A 15,969-nucleotide genomic window follows, 5' to 3' on the forward strand; every position below is an offset into this window, starting at 1 on the left:
CCCCCGTACAGCGACCGCCCGCCCCTATGCGTCCCGAGACGCCGGTCTCAGCCCGTGGCCGCGTGCCTGCCGCCTCCACGGCGGTTTTTCCTGCGACGCCTGGTCACCGGTACCAGCAGCCCGGAGAGCCCGCCGAGGACGAGCGCGTACAGCCACCAGCCGAGGCTGTTGTCGGCGGACGCGCTCGCGTTCTGCGTACGGGTGTCCTGGACGCCGGAGCCGGAGCCGGCGCCGGCGGCGGCCTTCACGGTCGGCGACGGGCTCGCCTTCGCCGTGGTCAGGACGACGTCGTTGCCGTCGCCGCCCTTGTAGGTGATCCGGTACGTGTTGTCGGCGAGCTTCACCTTGGCGCCCTCGCGGAGCCCGGTGAACGTACCGGTGTTCCTGCCCTTGCCCCGGTGGTCGATCACGGTGATCTTCTCGCCGGGCCCGCCGACGGCGGCCAGGGCCGCGAAGTCCAGCTCGCCGGCCAGCCCGACCGTCCCGTTCACCTTCAACGGCCGCTCGCGCAGGACCAGTTCGCCTTTCGCGGCCTGGGTGTAGCCGCCCGTCACCGTGAGGCCGGCCACGACGACGCCCGCGTTGGTCACCGAACCCTTCACCGTGCCCTTGCCGGACAGCGACCTGGTCACCTTCAGCCCGGCCGTGCCCACGTCGAGCTTCGCCCCGGTGGTGGTGAGCCGAATGGTCCGGCTGTGAGTGAGAGTCGCCCCCGAGCGGAGCGCCAGCGTGCCCTTGGTGACGGTCGTCGCCCCGGTGTACGTCACCGCGCCGCCCGTCAGGGTCGTGGTGGCCGCGCCCGACTGGGTGAGGGAGCCGCTGCCGCCGACTCGCGGCAGCGTCACGGGCTTCGAGGTGTTCCGGATGATCAGCGAACCGTTGTTGACCACCTTGTGGAGGTCGCCCTTGGTGTAAAGGCCTCCGTCCCCGCCGGACCTGCCGCTGCCCAGCCGCAGCACGGCACCCTTCTCGACCGTCGTGGAGCCGTTGTAGTACTGCACGGCGGCGAAGGTGACGTCGTTGCCCTTCGTTCCCTTGATGACGATGTCCCCGGCGCCGGGCGCGGCCAGTGTGTCGTGGTACTTACCGCCGCCGATGGGGGCGCCCAGCGTCACCGGCCCGTTGTAGTTGAACGTGAGCAGCGAACGGGAGCGCGCCGCCAGCAGGTTGATGTAGACGGTCTCGGCGGTGCCCGGCATGAAGATCCTGCTGGTGGTGCCGTCGCCCCACTGGACGTTGGCGCCCTTGATGTTGGTGCCGCGCTTGTTGACGTTCTTGCGCGCGGGCGTCCAGTTCAGGGCGGGGTCGCTGAGCGAGGGGTTCGTGTCTCCGCCCTGGTTCGACCAGCTGTACTGGCCGGTGAGGATCACCTTGCTGCCGGGCCGCGACTGGACGTTGATGTCGCTGCCGTACTCGCGCTGGTAGAAGTCCATGCCCTGGGTGACGGTCTGGCCCAGCGGGGTGTCCACCGTCCAGGTGCCCTGGTTCAGGACCTTGCGCACACTCGGCAGCGAGGTCGCGAACTCCGGGCGTCCGGCGTTCACCTGCGTGCCGTTGTCGATCACGCCGGTGAAGGGGTGGGTGCCCGACAGGTCCCAGGTGGCCCACAGGAACCTCGGCTGGCTGACCAGGCCGGAGCCGCTGATCGTGCCCAGGTTGTACTGGACGTTCTTCAGGGCGAGCCGCAGGGTGCCGTCGACCCGGATGTTGTTCTGGTTGAGCCGGAACGCCGGGGTGCCGTACGGGTAGTGGCCGATCGCGCCGGTCGAACCGCTGTCGCCGTACTGGAGGGTCACGCCCCTCTCGACGGTCACGGCCGGCGGGTCCGGGTTGGTGACGGTGACGTACGGGTGGTTCCCGCCGAGTGTCTTCACGCTCTGCCGCTGCCGGGACTTCGGCAGGGTGAAGTCACTGTCCTTGGTGAGGACCAGCGTCCCGCTGCCGCGCACGGTGAGCGTGCCGGTCCCGCTGAACACGCCGTCGTACGTGGTCGTCCCCGACGGCACGGTCACCACCGTGTCGCCGGTGAGCGTGACGTTCCGCCCGGCCAGTACGTCGGCGGTCACATCGCGGGGGCCGGCGGCGGTCGCGGTCGGGGCGCCGAGCATCAGGGCGGTGACCGCCAGGGCTCCGGCGGCCGCCGCTGTCTTGTGGATATGGGTGCGCACATCGTCGGAGACGGCTCAGGGGCTCACCGATAACAGAAATTCGTGCGCGCCGACGGGTTTGGACTCCATGGCTCCGCTCTTCCGCTCAGTCGGCACCTGTGAGCTTGTGTTGGTCTCGCCCGACCCGTTGACCTCCGCGTAACACGCCCTTACCTTTTCGCCGTTCGGAATGAAAGATCTTGTGCGATATGTCGAACATTTCTGTTTCCTTTTGTTTCCCCCTCCGAGAGGAAGCCGCATGGGCCGCGACCACACCTTCCCCGAACCCCCGAACCGCCGACTGCTCCTGAAGGGCGCCCTGGCCGCTGGCGCCCTCACCGCGATGCCTGCCACTGTCGCCCAGGCCGCCCAGGCCGCCGGCTCCAGGGCGGCGTACGTCAATCCGCTGGTCCGCAACCGCGCCGACCCGCACATCAACCGGCACACCGACGGCTTCTACTACTTCACGGCGACCTCGCCCGAGTACGACCGGATCATCCTGCGCAGATCCCGCACCCTGCGCGGACTGTCGACAGCCGCGGAGTCCGTGATCTGGCGCAAGCACGAGACGGGCGTGATGGGCGCGCACATCTGGGCGCCGGAGATCCACCGCATCGACGGCAAGTGGTACATCTACTTCGCCTCCGCGCCCGCCGAGGACATCTGGGCGATCCGCATCTGGGTCCTGGAGAACTCCCACCGCGACCCGTTCAAGGGCACGTGGGTCGAGCGCGGCCAGTTGAAGACGGCCTGGGAGACCTTCTCCCTGGACGCCACCACCTTCACCCACCGGGGTTCCCGCTACCTCGCGTGGGCGCAGCACGAGCCCGGGATGAACAACAACACCGCGGTCTGGCTGTCCAGGATGGCCGGCCCGCTGACCCTGACGGGACCTCAGGTGCGGCTGACCACCCCGGAGTTGGACTGGGAGGTCATCGGCTTCAAGGTCAACGAGGGCCCGTCGGTCATCAAGCGCAACGGCCGGCTCTTCATGACCTACTCGGCGAGCGCGACCGACTTCAACTACTGCATGGGTCTGCTGACCATCGACGCGGACGCCGACCTCATGGACCCCGCCAACTGGTCGAAGTCCCCGACACCGGTGTTCACCAGCAACGACACCACCAAGCAGTACGGGCCGGGCCACAACAGCTTCACCGTCGCCGAGGACGGATGCACCGACGTCCTCGTCTACCACGCCCGCCAGTACAAGGACATCGTCGGCGACCCGCTCAACGACCCCAACCGCCACACCCGCATCCAGCGCCTCGGCTGGAAGCCCGACGGCACCCCCGACTTCGGCGTCCCCGTAGCCGACACACCCACCCCCAACTCCCAGTAAGGAGAGCTGACATGAGACGTGCGTACGCGATGCTCCTAGCGCTCTGTCTGGCGCTGGCAGGCGCCCTCGTCACCGCCGGCCCCGCACAGGCGGCGGCGCAGACCGTCACCAACGGCACCCAGTTCACCGACAGCGGTGGCAACGCCCTGCACGCCCACGGTGGCGGGGTCATCAAGGTCGGCTCGTACTACTACTGGTTCGGCGAGCACCGGAACTCCGACAACACCTTCAAGTACGTGTCGGCGTACCGCTCGACGGACCTGAAGAACTGGGAGTTCCGCAACAACGTCCTGACCCAGGCCACCGACCCCGAGCTGGCGACCGCCAACATCGAGCGGCCGAAGGTCATGTACAACGCTTCCACCGGCAAGTTCGTGATGTGGATGCACAAGGAGAACGGCGTCGACTACGGCGAGGCCCGCGCGGCCGTCGCGGTCTCCGACACCGTCGACGGTGATTACACGTGGCAGGGCAGCTTCCGCCCGCTCGGCACCCACATGTCCCGTGACATCACCGTCTTCGTGGACACCGACGGCACCGGCTACATGATCTCGGCGGCCCGCGAGAACTACGACCTCCAGATCTACCGGCTCACCGCCGACTACACCGGTATCGCCGCCCTCGTCGCCGACCCCTGGCACGGCGGCCACCGCGAGGCGCCCGCCCTGTTCAAGCGCAACGGCGTCTACTTCATGCTGACCTCGGGCGCCACCGGCTGGAGCCCCAACCAGCAGCAGTACGCCACCGCCACCAGTATCGCGGGCCCCTGGACGGCCATGGCCAACGTCGGCGACTCCACGACGTACGGCTCGCAGACCGCGTACGTCCTCCCCGTGCAGGGCACCTCGACCACCTCCTACCTCTACATGGGAGACCGCTGGGGCAACTCCTTCGGCGGCACGGTCAACGACTCCCGCTACGTCTGGCTGCCGCTGGCCTTCCCGACCTCCACCACGATGTCCATGTCCTGGTCCCCGGAGGTCACCGTCGACACAGCCACCGGCACGGTCAGCGGCACCAGCGCCACGTACAACACGCTGATCGCCCGCCACTCGTCCAAGTGCGCCGACGTCACGAGTCAGTCGCAGTGGGCGGGCGCCCAGCTCAAGCAGTACACCTGCAACAGCGGCAACAATCAGAAGTACTGGTTCAGGTCCGTCGGCAGCGGCTACTACCAGCTGGCGACCCGGCACAGCTCCCTGTGCGTCCAGGAGAACGCCACCACGGTCACCCAGGAGAAGTGCAACCCCTCGTCCAACAGCCAGCAGTGGTCGCTCACCACCTCGGGCAGCTACGTCAAGGTCGTCTCCCGCGCGACCGGCGAGTGCCTGGACGTGAACGGCGCGTCCACCGCCGACTCGGCCGCGATCATCACGTACACGTGCGGCAGCGGGACGAATCAGCAGTGGACGCGGGGGACGTGATGGCCTGGCAAACGTTTGGGAGCTACCTGTCAAGCGTTTGGGAGATCTAGCAAACGTTTGGCAGACCAAACAAACGTCAGGCCAGCAGATCGATAGCGTCGATCGACGTCCCCGCACTGAGATACGACGTCGACCCCGACCCGCTCACCACGTTGATCTTCAGCACGTTGTACTGACTCGTGTCCGTCAGCCAGGCGGACGCCGGGACGCTGTAGGTGAACGTGTGGTTGTTGCCCCGGTAGGACCCGTTCGTCAATGACCGGGTGTTCGGCTGGGTGGGCGGGGAGGGGATCGCGGAGGTCCAGGTGTTGTTGACGACGACCTGTGGCCGGCCGTTGGCGTAGGCCGTCGTCACACCGATGCGCAGGGTGTGAGCGGCGGCGGCCTGCGCGGCGGTCAGCCTGAAGTACACAAGGAGACCGCTGTTCACATCCTTCCAGAGGTAGCAGGGGAAGGCCGAGGTCTCGGTGCCGCTGCCTATCACCACGTTGCCGGTCCAGGCGGCGGCCCGGATGTCCGACGGATGCGCGTACGTCATCAGGTCGGCGTTCTTGAAACCGCTCGGTGTGCCGTTCCAGTCGTTGATCCGCCAGACCACGCCCGCGTTGGACGGGTCGTTCGAGGATGGGATCGCGATCGAGTTCAGCGTCGTCGTGCCACCCGCCGTGACCGTCACCGAGGTCGTGTACACCGCCAGCTCGCCCTTGAAGACCGTGAGCGTGTACGTCCCCGGAAGAACCCCCGAGAGGGAGAAGTAGCCGTCCGACGCCCGAGCCGAACCCCAGTACTGTGCCGTCGAGTTGGCGAGCCCCACCGTGTACGCGTACGACGTGTTCCGCCCGGTGATGCCGACGCCCGCCACCCGGCCCCGGCCGCTCGCGGCGACGTACCCGGACAGGCCGAGCGAGTCAGCCCACGACGTGGTCAGCGTGCCCGGGAACAGCGACGACGAGGGCGCTCCGCCGTCCGTGAAGGCGATGACGTACGGGCCCTGGAGGCCGAACCGCTGCTCCTCGGTCTGGTTCTGGCCGTAGTACAGGATCTCGTAGAGGCCGCCGCCGTCCGCGCTCTGGTGGCGCAACAGGGAACGGTAGAAGGGGCCGCCGGACGCCTTCTCGTGGTTGCTGCGCACGACCCACAGGCCGACGCCGCCGGTCGTCCAGCCGACGTAGTTGTAGTCCATGACCCGGAGCTTGGAGTAGTGCTTCGATCGGGTCTGGCCGTCGGACTTCGCGAAGACGTCCGAGGCCTCGATGGTGGTGGGCGCGTAGGTGTACGAGTCGGGCTCGTCGTTGAGGAACAGGCCCGCCTTCACGCGCACGATGTAGCGGGTGGCCGAGACCGAGGTGTCGGCCTTGTTGGTCCACAGGTAGATGTTGTTCTCACCGCTGCGGGCCGCGTAGTAGTGCCTCAGCGTGCCGTAGGTGACGGAGACGAGGATCGTCGAGCCGGACTGCCTGATGGTCACGGTCGAGTTGCCGAGGCCGGACTCGATGTGCGAGTTCATGCCGCCGTAGCCCTGGTACTCCGTGCCCCGGTAGACGAGCGAGGACAGGTCGCCGTTGCTCTTCCTGACCTTGAACACGAGGCTCGCGCCGGTGTCGATGACGTAGTTGGTGCCGTCGTCGGTGTAGCCGAAGGCCGCGGCGCGGGCGGTACCGGACAGTGGCCCGGCGAGCGCGGCGCCGGCGGCCGTGGCGGCGGTGCCGACGACGAAGCCGCGACGGCCCAGGCCGGATGCGGTCGGTGGTCTGTCGGTGGATTCGGACATGGGGGTCCTCCTCGGGGGGTGTGGGGGGAGTGCGGGTGATTCGGAAGGGTGACAGTTGAATCGTTTTCGCGAAAGGGCTTTCGCCACAGGGAAGTTGGCAATCTTGTGAAAACTGGCTGACATCTAGAAAGCGCTTGCCAAACGATGTACCGTCCAGCCGCCGGGCCTTGTCATTCCTCGGGAGGAGCCGCAATGAGACGTTTCACCATCGCCGCGCTGACGGTGGCGACGACCCTGGGCACCGTCCTCACGGCCGTACCGGCCGAGGCGCACCGGGGCCGGCCCGCGCTCGGCCCGGAGAACTGCGCCGAGAACGCCTGCCACTTCGACGTCCCGGCCGGCACGTACGACGTGACGGTCCGCCTCGGCGGTGAGAGCGCGGCGACCACGACGGTCACCGGCGAGACGCGCCGCACGCTTCTCGCCGAGACGGTCACGGAGGCCGGGAAACCCGTCTCCCGCAGCTTCACCGTCGATGTCCGCACCCCCGAGGGTGAGCCGACCGGCGCCGACGGCACCCCCGGCCTGGACCTCGTCATCGGCGGCTCGGCTCCCGCCCTGGCCGACATCCGCGTGACCCCGGCCAGGTGGGCCCGCAAGATCTTCCTCGTCGGCGACTCCACGGTCTGCGACCAGCCCGGCGACCCGTACTCCGGCTGGGGCCAGCAGCTCCCGCAGTACCTCCGCAAGGGCGTCTCGGTCGCCAACCACGCCGACTCCGGCGAGAGCACGGTGTCCTACCTCGCCGACTCGCGGCTGTGGGCCACCGTCCAGCCGCAGATCCGGCGCGGCGACCTGGTCCTGATCCAGCTGGCCCACAACGACAAGCAGACCGACGAGGCCACCTACCGGGCCAACCTGGAAACCCTGGTCGCGGGCGTCCGCGAGAAGGGCGGGAAGCCGGTCCTGGTCACCCCGATCGTCCGCCGCTGGTTCAACGCGGACGGCACCCTGAACAACAACACGGCCCTGCTGGTCAACGGCCTCGGCGTCGACCACCCGGCGGTCACCCGCTCCGTCGCGGCCGCCCACGACGTCCCACTGGTCGACCTCACCGCGAAGACGAAGTCGCTGGTCGAGTCCCTGGGCACCGAGGGCTCCAAGGCGCTCTACCTCTACAACGAGAAGCGCGACAACACCCACACCTCGGTGCACGGCGCGACCGTCTACGCCGACCTGGTCCGAGACGAACTCGTCGCCCAGGGTCTGGTGCCCGAGGGGAAGAGCAGGGTGGGATAAGACCCCTGGGGCGTCCCGACCGGAACCGGGGCGCCCCAGGTTCGAATCGCAGAGCAACGACACAGGAAGCGTGTGCACATGCCCTCCCAGCCCGCCGAGGACCGCATCCTCAGCCCGTACACCGGCTACACCCGCGCCCACTGGGAGGCCGCCGCCGACTCACTGCTGGCGGCCGTCGAGCCGTATGCGACTGCCGACGGGGCGTTGTACCACCTGCCCGGCGACCGCACCAGTTGGACGGGCCGGCTCTCCGACGGCCTGGAGGGATACGCCCGTACGCTGCTGCTCGCCGCCTTCCGCCGCGACGAGAAGGCGCTCGCGCGGTACGCGGACGGCCTCGCGGCCGGAGTGTCGGGCGCCTGGCCCCGCATCGAGGACCGCAGTCAGCCCCTCGTGGAGGCCGCGTCGATCGCCTTCGCGCTGCGCGTGACACGTGACCTGCTCTGGGACCGGCTCGACGACGGCGTGCGGCAACGGACGGCGGCCTGGCTCGCCGACGCGCTCACCGCCGAACCCTGGCCCTGCAACTGGGAGTTGTTCCCGGTGACGGTCGGGGGCTTCCTCGAAGAGATCGGTCATGAACCGGAGTTGTCCCGCCGGGTGATCGACCGGCGGCTCGACCGGATCGAGCAGTGGTACGTCGGCGACGGCTGGTACACCGACGGCGACGGCCGCAAGTTCGACTACTACAACGGCTGGGCCATGCACCTCTACCCGGTGCTGCACGCCTGGCTCGCGAACGACGAGCGCCTCCTCGACCTCTACGGCGACCGTCTCTCGGCCCATCTCGCCGACTACGCCCGCCTGTTCGGTGGCGACGGCGCCCCCCTGCACCAGGGCCGCTCCCTCACCTACCGCTTCGCGACGACGGTCCCGCTGTGGCTGGGCGCCCTCACCGGCCGTACGCCGCTTTCGCCGGGCGAGACGAGGCGGCTGGCGTCGGGCGCGCTCAGGTACTTCCTCGACCGGGGAGCGGTCGACGACCGGGGCCTGCTGTCGTTGGGCTGGCACGGCCCCAACTCCGCTGTCCTACAAGGCTATTCAGGTCCCGCCTCGCCGTATTGGGCGAGCAAGGGCTTCCTCGGCCTGCTCCTGCCGCCGGACCACGAGGTGTGGACGGCCACGGAAGAGCCCGGGCCGGTGGAGCGGGAGGACGGGCTGCGCCCGGTGGGCCCGCCCAACTGGCTGCTCCAGTCCACGAGTTCGGACGGCCTGGTCCGCCTCCACAATCACGGCAGCGAGGACGTCCGCTACGACCCGTTCTACACGCGGCTTGCGTATTCGACGGTGACGGAACCCGTGCCCCTGGCGGAGCCTGCCGAGACGTACGACAACAGCGTGATCGTCGGCGGCGACGCGAGCCGTGCCGGCATCGAGCCGCTTGGGGTGGGGGAGGGCTGGGCAGCGTCCCGGCACTCGGTGGGCGGAGGCGCTGATGGCAGCGGCGGTGGCGGTGGCGGTGAGGGCGACGCCGGTGGCGGTGTGCGGGTCACCAGCCTCGTCGTGGCCCGGGGCGCCGTCGAGGTCCGCGCCCATCTGGTGAGCGGCGCGGCGCCCGGGACACCGGTGCGGATCACGGGTTGGGCGCAGGCGGAGGGCGTTCGGGCCGAACTCCTCCCCGTTCATGGTCTGGTGGGTATGGAGGAGCCCGGCTTCGCCGGCGAGACGGGCGACGCGGACGCCACCCTCTTCGTGGCCCTCGCCCGCCTCACCGCCGACCCGGACCCCCTGCCGCTCACGGAGCTGGTGTCCGTGGCGGTGGAGGGGGCGTACGACGTGGTCGTGACGTGGGCCGACGGCGAGCGGGCGGGGTTCCGGTTCGACCGCGGAGCTACGGCTTCAGACGGGCGATCTTCAGCGTCTTCGTGGTCGGTGACGCCCCGTTGAGGGCGGTCGTGTAGGACGGGGTGACGGGTGCGTACGCCCAGGTCAGCGTCCCGTCCTTCAGGACCGCGATGTCACCGGAGATCCGGGCCTTGACGACCTTGTCGGCGCCCTGGAGCTTGCCGTTCCAGTCGACGAGGCGGAAGTGGGTGCCAGTGAAGGTGCCGGTGCAGGTGCCGCTCGCGCACTTGGCGTTCTTCAGGGACTCCCAGGAGACGAGGAGCCGGTTCTTGCCGTACGGGGCGACGCGCACGTTGACGTGCTCGGTGCCCTTGGCGGAGGTGAGGTAGACCGGCTTGCCCGAGGGGGTGTTGCGGTTCTTGAGGAACGCGACGGCGACCTGGTGGGTGCTGGTCCTCGGCTTGACGGTCCAGCCCCGGCCGCTGGAGTCGTCCGGGTTCTTCTTGGCGGAGGCGGCGCCGCGTGAGGCGAAGGCGGTGGCGTAGCGGCCGGTGGAGGACTTCACGAGGTCGCCGGTGCGGCCCGCGAAGGTGCCGCCGCAGTAGCCCGCCCAGCACTGCTCGCGCTGGACGACGGGCGCGTCGTCCGGCGCGGCGATGCCGGTGGAGACGAACAGGCCCGACCGCCAGTCGTCGAAGCAGAGGGAGGTGAAGTCGCCGCTCGTCTCGGCGCGCAGGGCTATGCCCTCGTTGTGGGAGCAGCCCCAGCCCCAGCCGCCGCTGAGCTTCTTGCCCTTGGGGCCCACGTACGCCAGCTTGTCGCCGAAGTGGCCGTCGGCGAAGCCGCCCGCGCCGTGGACGACGAAGTAGGCGCCGTACTTCTTGCCGTTCCAGGCGAGCTGGCCGTCGAGCAGCGGGGCCGTGTCGTTCGAGGAGGTGCCGGTGAGCTTGGTCCGCCAGGTCTGCTTGCCGTTCTGGTAGCGGATCAGCGCGGCGGCCGTCTCCTTCCACTTGTTGGTGTCGGAGACCCGGGTCAGCAGCGCGAACCCGTCGTTGTGCGCGACGAGACCACCGACCTCCTTCGTCCCGTTGACGACAGTGTCGGCACCGGAACGCTTTCCGGCCGCGGTCAGCGGCGTGACGTGGATACCGTCCGATGCGGGCCAGGCGACCCGCAGCGTGCCGTTCGGCGCCACGGCCGTCGCCGTCCGCGTCCACTCCCGGCTGTTGTTGTAGCCCGCCGAGAGGTAGGGGAACTTCGCCGACAGGCTCACGGTCGTGTCGGTGACGGTGAGATCACCGGCCGCGGCCGCGGCGGTGGTCGTGGGCGCCGCCCCGGCGGTCGCGTACCAGGCGCCCGCCAGCACGGACGCGGCCACGAGCGAGCCGATGACGGGCTTGCGCGCGAGGTGGCGACGGCGGTGTCTGGACGGGGCGGAGGGGGTGGGTGTTGCAGGTGTCATGCTCTGTGGTCGCCCCCGAAGGGGCGGAAGGTTGCCGTCGGGGCGAAGGAATGTTTGAGACCTCAAGGGCGGCTGCTCGTGGGGGACCAGGCCAGACGGGACTACGCCCCCTCGGGGCCTTCCCGGGGCCAGTGGGTGAGAGCCAGATGCAGCGCCTCGACGGACCTGTCCCACGACCTCCGTACGTCCCGGGGCGCACCGAAGCCGCCCCCGGCCTCCAGGGCGCAGAAGCCGTGGAACGTGCTGCGCAACAGCCGTACGGCGTCCGTGAGGGCGGGTTCGTCGAGGCCGTACGCGCGGAGCATGCCGTACGTGATCTCGGCGGTGCGGCGCAGGGCGGGGGAGTCGGTGACGAGGACCTGGTCGACGGGGATCTGCGTGGCCGCGTACCGGCCGGGATGCTGGAGGGCGTACTCCCGGTAGGCGCCGGCGAAGGCGGCGAGCGCGTCCTTGCCGGCCCGCCCGGCGACGGCCGCCGCGATCCGGTCGATCATCTCGCCGCCGGCGAGCAGTGCCATCCGGCTGCGTAGGTCCTGCAGGTTCCTGACGTGCGAGTACAGGCTCGCGTCCTTGACCCCGAAGTGGCGGGCCAGGGCGGAGAGCGAGACGTTCTCGAAGCCGACCTCGTCGGCGAGATCGGCGGCGGCCGCGGTGATGCGGTCGGGGGTGAGGCCGACTCGGGGCATGGAGCACCTCTGGACGGGACAAGAACCTAGGGGCTCTAGGTTAAGGGCTGGACGCCCCCCTGCCGTACACGGATCTCGTCGGCAGTTCCCTGCCATGGTGGGGCTGCACAGGCGGCCCCACCCCGTGGCGGTCGGGGTGGGGCCGAGGAAATCAGTGGTCGCTCCGGGCGGCGCTCAGCCGATCGGCGCGTACAGCACGCCCAGCTTGTCGATCTCGTCGCCCGCGCGGCCGGTGAAGCCGACGATCTGCCAGCCGGAGGGGGCCGTGAAGGTCTTGGCGTCGGAGGTGGCCGCGCCGGAGGTGAGGGTGCGGCCCTTGTCCGTGCCGAAGGCGGCGGAGAAGATCCGGGTGCGACCGTCCTTCTGGCCCTGCGTCAGCTTCACGGAGGTGAGGTGCTCGCCGGAGGCAAGGGTGAGGGAGGTCGCCGTGCCGCCCGTACCGCCGTGGGTCAGCGTCGTACCGCCGTCGTGCGTGAGCGAGACCGCGTCGAGGCGGGAAGCGCCGCGCAGGGTCAGGGTGCGGGGCGAGACCGTCGACGGGAGGTTGTCCGCGTCGTTGTACGCGGTGCCGTGCGGGCCGCCGACGAAGTCACTGGCCCGAAGCCCCGAGTTGAGTTTCCAGGAGAAGTCGACGGTGTGCGGGAAGTGGTCGGAGAGGTTACCGCCCGCCGAGTCGAGGAACTTCGCCCACTCGTTGTTGTAGCGGCCCGCGGTCAGGTCGACCACGTTGCTGTCCCGGTAGAAGACCTTGTCGACGACCTCGCAGTCGTTGGTCGGCGCGGTCGTCGGGCAGACCAGCGCGTCGCTGCCCAGCGCGGGGGCGACACCGCCCTTGACCAGCTGCACCCAGGGGTCCGCGAGGCTGTTCTCGCTGACCAGGCTGCGGATGTTGTCGCCGGTGCGCGTGTAACGGGTGTTGGTGTCACCCATGACGATCACCGCGTTGCCCGCCGAGTTCGCCTTGATGAACTCGGAGAGCTGCGTGACGTTGGCCCGGCGGGCGGCGAGAGCGGCGTCGTCGGAGTCGGCGTTCGTGTGCACGTTGTAGAGGTCGACGAAGACACCGTCGTCGAGCCGCACCCGGGCCAGTGAGAAGCCCTTCGGAGTGAGGCAGTTGGTGCCGGTGCAGTTGTTCCACTTCACCCGCTCGAAGTCCTCGAACGCGTAGTCCGAGAGGGTGTTGAGGCCGTCGCCGAAGGGGACCCCGCCGCTGGTCGCCGTGCGGTACGGGTGGTTGTCGCCCGCGTACAGCGCCGCGTGGTAGTTGAAGTCCTCCTGCACGTTCACGATGTCGTACGCCCCGAGGCGCGGCGCGAGCAGCGGGGTGTTCGTCGCCGGGTTACCGGAACTGAGCCCCTCCGGGAGGCCGGCGACGTTGTACGTCAGCACGTTGAAGGTGCCGCTCGTGGCGGCAGCCGCGGGCGTCGCGCCGGTGGTGGCGAGGCCGGTGACGGCCAGCGCACCGGCGGCGAGGGTGCCGAGCAGTCTTCTCATGGGGCTCGTCGGGCTCATGCGACTCATGCGACTCATGGGGCTCTCCGGGGGGCGGGGGGAAGGTGAGCGGTGCTCAGGTTCGATGGCAATCAGTGTGACGTGCAAGGTCAGTTGGGGAAACAGTGAGGGACGTGGCGATCTGCCGTATCCATGGCACCCGGTGGCCATCCCTTGATCGTTCGACGTTCATGTGTCGCCTCGATCCTCCACAGGCGGCGTGGTCACGTCGCGAAGGCAGCCGCGGAAGGCAGCGGCATCCGGGAGGCGTTTCATGGCACACGGGCACGCGCACGGTCATCACCACCACGGACACGACCACGATCACGGGCATGACCACGAGCAGGTGGCGGCCGAGCTCCCCGCCGCCTTCGATGCCACCGTGCCCGATGAGGCGCTGACCCCCGAGCAGCAGTCGCGCCGCTCCCTGCTGCGCCGTGCGGGCCTGCTGGGCGCGGGCCTGACCGCCGCGAGCGTCCTGGGCCAGGCGGCGGCGGCCGCCCCGGCGTACGCGGCCCCGGGCGGCCGGCGGAGCGGCGGTTTCCTGTGGCTGGCCGGCGACCACCACATCCACACCCAGTACAGCAGCGACGGCAAGTACCGCGTCGTCGACCAGGTCCGGCAGGGCGCCAAGCACGGCATGGACTGGCTGGTCATCACCGACCACGGCAGCGTGACCCACGCGAAGATCGGTGTCGAGAAGGTCAACCCGGACATCAAGGCGGCCCGCGCCGCGTACGAGGACACGCTCGTCTTCCAGGGCCTGGAGTGGAACATCCCGGGGGCCGAGCACGGCACCGTCTTCGTCCACCCGGGCAGGAACGAGGTCTCCGTCCTCAAGCAGTTCGAGACCGACTACGACGGCAGCGTGAAGAGCGCCTCCGACTCCACGCCCGCCAACGAGGCTCTCGCGGTCGCGGGTCTCGCCTTCCTCGGCGACCAGGTCCGGCGGCGCAAGGTCAAGGACGCCCTGATGCTCGCCAACCACCCGGCGCGGCGCGGCGTCGACTCCCCGCACGAGATCCGCGGCTGGCGCGACGCGACCGGCACGGGCCGCCAGATAGCCGTCGGCTTCGAGGGCGCCCCCGGCCACCAGGCGGCCGGCCTCCCCGCACCTCTCGGCATGGCCCGGGCCCGCGGTATCTACGACAACAACCCCAGCGCCAACTCCTTCGCCGGCTACCCCCTGGAGAGCTACCGCACCTGGGGCGGCTTCGACTGGATGACCGCCACCGTCGGCGGCCTGTGGGACAGCCTCCTCGCCGAGGGCAAGCCCTGGTGGATCACCGCCAACTCGGACTCCCACCAGGTGTACGCGGACACGGCCGTGCGGGGCCCCGGCGGCGACTTCAACACCGACGGCCGGTACCCGGACCCGGTCTACGGCGGCAAGATCGACGTCACCCAAGGTGACTACTGGCCCGGCCAGTACAGCCGCACGCACGTGGGCGCCGACGGCTTCTCCTACGCCGCCGTCATGGACGGCATCCGCGCCGGCCGTATCTGGGTCGACCACGGCGGGCTCCTCAGCGGCCTCGACGTCCGCGTCTCCGGCGGCAGCCGCTGGGCCACGCTGGGCGGCGCCCTGCACGTCAAGAAGGGCACCAAGGTCACCCTGACCGTCGACGTGGCCCTGGCCGGCGGCGCCAACTGGGCGGGATTCATCCCGAAGTTGGCGCGTGTGGACGTCATTCAGGGCGATGTGACGGGCACACCCGCCGACAGGGACACCTTCACCGCGCCGACGGCGAAGGTCGTGAAGTCGTACGAGGTGAACAAGTCCACCGGCACGGTCCGGCTGACCTACGAACTCGGCAAGGTCGACCGCCCGCTCTACGTCCGGCTGCGCGGCAGCGACGGCAACCGCTCGGCCGTCGGCGCGAGGGGCGCGGCGGTCGACCCGGCGGGCCCCGCCATCGACGTCGTCGGTGACGCCGACCCGTGGCGCGACCTGTGGTTCTACACCAACCCGGTGTGGGTCCTGCCCTCGTGACGCCGTACGCCCTCACCGTGGACGCGGAGGTCAGGGACCTGCGCGCCGCCGATCACCTGCTCCACACGCTGGCCGCCGAACTCGCCCTCCCCGAGGGCACGTTCGGGTGCACGCACCTGGTGCGAGGGGACCGGCCACGGGTCTTCCTGTCCCTCGCCGTGCCGTCCGAGCCGCTCCTGAGCACCGTCCAGGAGCGGCTGACCGCCCGTGACCACGAGGTGGCGCCCGGCACCCCGGACGCCATGGGCCGCGCCGTGATCTATCCCGGCGTCGCGGCCCTGACCGGCACGCTGACGATCGCGGACGTGCTCGACCGCTCCGCGATCGCCCGCGTGAACGTACTGGGCTCGCCCGGCCAACCGTCGCCGGACACCCCGCTGGTGACGCAGGATCACGTGCGGCCGCACTGGCACGACGGTGAACTGGTCCTCACCGCCATGCCCGCCGTCGGCGGCACCCTCGTCCCCTTCGAGGTCCCGGAACCGACACCGTGCTGCGCTGACCACTGAAACCGCGCCCCGTCAGGACGGCGGTCGTGGGGTGCGCTTCGGCACGGCGACTCCTCGCGAAGGGGTGTCAGGGGTGAGGGTGAGCACGGAAGCGCTGCCTCCCCCTCCGTCGGCGCCGGG

The 15,969-nt window shown here is 69.9% G+C and carries 11 protein-coding genes; 6 read left to right on the top strand and 5 right to left on the bottom strand.

What is annotated here, in order from left to right; all coding sequences use genetic code 11:
• Positions 1-47: 47 nt before the first annotated feature.
• A complete protein-coding gene (locus ACFU53_RS39900; protein ID WP_384004274.1) occupies positions 48-2,108 on the bottom strand; it encodes an autotransporter in 2,061 nt (686 codons plus the stop codon).
• Between the two features lie 298 nt (positions 2,109-2,406).
• On the opposite strand from ACFU53_RS39900, the gene ACFU53_RS39905 reads away from it, so the two are divergent.
• Positions 2,407-3,489: a family 43 glycosylhydrolase gene (locus ACFU53_RS39905; protein WP_384004257.1), complete on the top strand. Its 1,083-nt coding sequence runs from the start codon at positions 2,407-2,409 to the stop codon at positions 3,487-3,489.
• 11 nt (positions 3,490-3,500) lie between these two features.
• Positions 3,501-4,913: an RICIN domain-containing protein gene (locus tag ACFU53_RS39910; RefSeq protein WP_384004259.1), complete on the top strand. Its 1,413-nt coding sequence runs from the start codon at positions 3,501-3,503 to the stop codon at positions 4,911-4,913.
• 76 nt (positions 4,914-4,989) lie between these two features.
• On the opposite strand, the gene ACFU53_RS39915 is transcribed toward ACFU53_RS39910, so the two are convergent.
• On the bottom strand, positions 4,990-6,684 hold the full coding sequence (locus ACFU53_RS39915; protein ID WP_384004261.1) for a rhamnogalacturonan lyase B N-terminal domain-containing protein: 1,695 nt from the start codon (positions 6,682-6,684) through the stop codon (positions 4,990-4,992).
• Positions 6,685-6,876: 192 nt separating this feature from the next.
• On the opposite strand from ACFU53_RS39915, the gene ACFU53_RS39920 reads away from it, so the two are divergent.
• Together ACFU53_RS39920 and ACFU53_RS39925 are read left to right on the top strand one after the other, a co-directional pair.
• A complete protein-coding gene (locus ACFU53_RS39920; protein WP_384004263.1) occupies positions 6,877-7,923 on the top strand; it encodes a rhamnogalacturonan acetylesterase in 1,047 nt (348 codons plus the stop codon).
• 78 nt (positions 7,924-8,001) lie between these two features.
• Positions 8,002-9,810 (top strand): DUF2264 domain-containing protein, encoded by a 1,809-nt coding sequence (locus ACFU53_RS39925; protein WP_384004265.1) that lies wholly within the window; start codon positions 8,002-8,004, stop codon positions 9,808-9,810.
• Here the strand turns inward: ACFU53_RS39925 and ACFU53_RS39930 are convergent.
• The 3 genes from ACFU53_RS39930 to ACFU53_RS39940 all read right to left on the bottom strand — a co-directional run bounded on the left by ACFU53_RS39930 (position 9,755) and on the right by ACFU53_RS39940 (position 13,350).
• Positions 9,755-11,170 (bottom strand): hypothetical protein, encoded by a 1,416-nt coding sequence (locus tag ACFU53_RS39930; RefSeq protein WP_384004266.1) that lies wholly within the window; start codon positions 11,168-11,170, stop codon positions 9,755-9,757. The genes ACFU53_RS39925 and ACFU53_RS39930 overlap by 56 nt on opposite strands.
• A gap of 101 nt (positions 11,171-11,271) precedes the next feature.
• On the bottom strand, positions 11,272-11,856 hold the full coding sequence (locus ACFU53_RS39935) for a TetR/AcrR family transcriptional regulator (protein ID WP_384004268.1): 585 nt from the start codon (positions 11,854-11,856) through the stop codon (positions 11,272-11,274).
• Between the two features lie 174 nt (positions 11,857-12,030).
• On the bottom strand, positions 12,031-13,350 hold the full coding sequence (locus ACFU53_RS39940) for a jacalin-like lectin (RefSeq protein WP_384004276.1): 1,320 nt from the start codon (positions 13,348-13,350) through the stop codon (positions 12,031-12,033).
• A gap of 271 nt (positions 13,351-13,621) precedes the next feature.
• Here ACFU53_RS39940 and ACFU53_RS39945 point away from each other — a divergent pair, with 271 nt between their 5' ends.
• Together ACFU53_RS39945 and ACFU53_RS39950 are read left to right on the top strand one after the other, a co-directional pair.
• Positions 13,622-15,340 (top strand): PHP domain-containing protein, encoded by a 1,719-nt coding sequence (locus tag ACFU53_RS39945; RefSeq protein ID WP_384004270.1) that lies wholly within the window; start codon positions 13,622-13,624, stop codon positions 15,338-15,340.
• Positions 15,322-15,849 carry a hypothetical protein gene (locus ACFU53_RS39950; protein ID WP_384004272.1) on the top strand — a complete coding sequence of 176 codons (528 nt, stop codon included), beginning with the start codon at positions 15,322-15,324 and terminating at the stop codon, positions 15,847-15,849. The genes ACFU53_RS39945 and ACFU53_RS39950 overlap by 19 nt, the downstream gene beginning before the upstream one ends.
• The last annotated feature ends 120 nt before the right edge of the window (positions 15,850-15,969 follow it).

Source organism: Streptomyces sp. NPDC057474 (genome assembly GCF_042802555.1).
Taxonomy (GTDB): domain Bacteria; phylum Actinomycetota; class Actinomycetes; order Streptomycetales; family Streptomycetaceae; genus Streptomyces.

Coding starts and splice junctions, on each gene's coding strand:
- ACFU53_RS39900 (WP_384004274.1), bottom strand. CDS start 2,108: ATGCTCGGCGCCCCGACCGCGACCGCCGCCGGCCCCCGCGATGTGACC.
- ACFU53_RS39905 (WP_384004257.1), top strand. CDS start 2,407: ATGGGCCGCGACCACACCTTCCCCGAACCCCCGAACCGCCGACTGCTC.
- ACFU53_RS39910 (WP_384004259.1), top strand. CDS start 3,501: ATGAGACGTGCGTACGCGATGCTCCTAGCGCTCTGTCTGGCGCTGGCA.
- ACFU53_RS39915 (WP_384004261.1), bottom strand. CDS start 6,684: ATGTCCGAATCCACCGACAGACCACCGACCGCATCCGGCCTGGGCCGT.
- ACFU53_RS39920 (WP_384004263.1), top strand. CDS start 6,877: ATGAGACGTTTCACCATCGCCGCGCTGACGGTGGCGACGACCCTGGGC.
- ACFU53_RS39925 (WP_384004265.1), top strand. CDS start 8,002: ATGCCCTCCCAGCCCGCCGAGGACCGCATCCTCAGCCCGTACACCGGC.
- ACFU53_RS39930 (WP_384004266.1), bottom strand. CDS start 11,170: ATGACACCTGCAACACCCACCCCCTCCGCCCCGTCCAGACACCGCCGT.
- ACFU53_RS39935 (WP_384004268.1), bottom strand. CDS start 11,856: ATGCCCCGAGTCGGCCTCACCCCCGACCGCATCACCGCGGCCGCCGCC.
- ACFU53_RS39940 (WP_384004276.1), bottom strand. CDS start 13,350: ATGAGAAGACTGCTCGGCACCCTCGCCGCCGGTGCGCTGGCCGTCACC.
- ACFU53_RS39945 (WP_384004270.1), top strand. CDS start 13,622: ATGGCACACGGGCACGCGCACGGTCATCACCACCACGGACACGACCAC.